Annotated in this window: 1 protein-coding gene; it reads right to left on the reverse strand. The window is 64.8% G+C overall.

Annotated features, from left to right (window positions below; genetic code table 11):
• On the reverse strand, window positions 1–1055 hold a 1055-nt coding region (locus NMG80_RS33165; protein WP_254022048.1), incomplete at its 3' end, for a glycosyltransferase.
• Window positions 1056–1057 lie beyond the last annotated feature (2 nt).

Raw genomic sequence — 1057 nt, forward strand, 5'->3', positions numbered from 1 at the left:
AGTGTCCGCGCCAGCCTGCGCGGCGTGGCAAGATCGTCGAAGTCGAGAAGCATCTGCTCAAGCTGATATTGGACGCGGCGGCCCGCGACGGGATCGTCCCAGACCTTGCCGAGTTCGATGATCAACTCGGTGAGGGAGCCGCCGAACCTGTCCCACCTGGCAGCCAATTGCGCTGGCACTGACAGGCTTCCTACCATCAGGCCACCGAAGACCACACTGGCGATGTCATGCGCCCACTTACGTCCGGCCGGGAGCGCGCGCAGGATCTGCGGGCTGATCGAGCGGCGGCCGCTGCCGCAATCCGACGCGGCGTTCCACAACGCGAACCAGGCGAGTGCTTCGGAAGCGGTGTGGCCGCTCGCCTCGATCGCTCCATTGGCGTGTGCCGACGCGGGGTGTTTGACCCTGGGATCAGGAGAAAAGCCGCGGGCGATCACGATTTCCGCATCTGCCAGCATCTGCATCGAATTGCGAGTGAGCGAGTTCGGGCTGGCCCGATAGAAAGCGAGCGGCTCGTCGACCATCACCCAACGTTTGCCTAGACGTGCGAGGCGCTGCCACAGATCCCAGTCCTCGCAGGTGCGCAGCGAAACATCGAAGCCGCCCAACTCGACAATTGTCTTCCGGTCGACGAGCAGCGCGTGAGTGCGGATGGCGCACCGGCGGGCGAATGTTTCGAAGGGCTGGGTCGCAACCTCTGTCGGGATGCTCGGCGGGGTGAGTTCGCCATCGGGCATCACCCGCCGGGAACCGCAATAGGCGGCGACCGCATCGGGCGCGGCTTCAAGTGCGGCCAGCATTTTCGCAAGGAAGCTGGCGTCCACCCAATCGTCCGCATCCAGGAACATGAGCCAGCGTCCGCGCGCTGTCGAAATCCCGCTGTTGCGCGCGCCGGCGGCGCTATACGCGCAAGAGCTCAACGTCCGAAACCGGGCATCGTGCTCTACATAGCCGGCGATGATCGCGGCGGTGGCGTCCGCGGAGGCGTCGTCGACGATGATCGCCTCCCAATCCATTATTTCCTGATCGAGAAGGCAATCGAGTGCGCGCGCCAGCG

It is taken from the genome of Mesorhizobium escarrei, from assembly GCF_935825525.1.
Lineage (GTDB): Bacteria > Pseudomonadota > Alphaproteobacteria > Rhizobiales > Rhizobiaceae > Mesorhizobium > Mesorhizobium escarrei.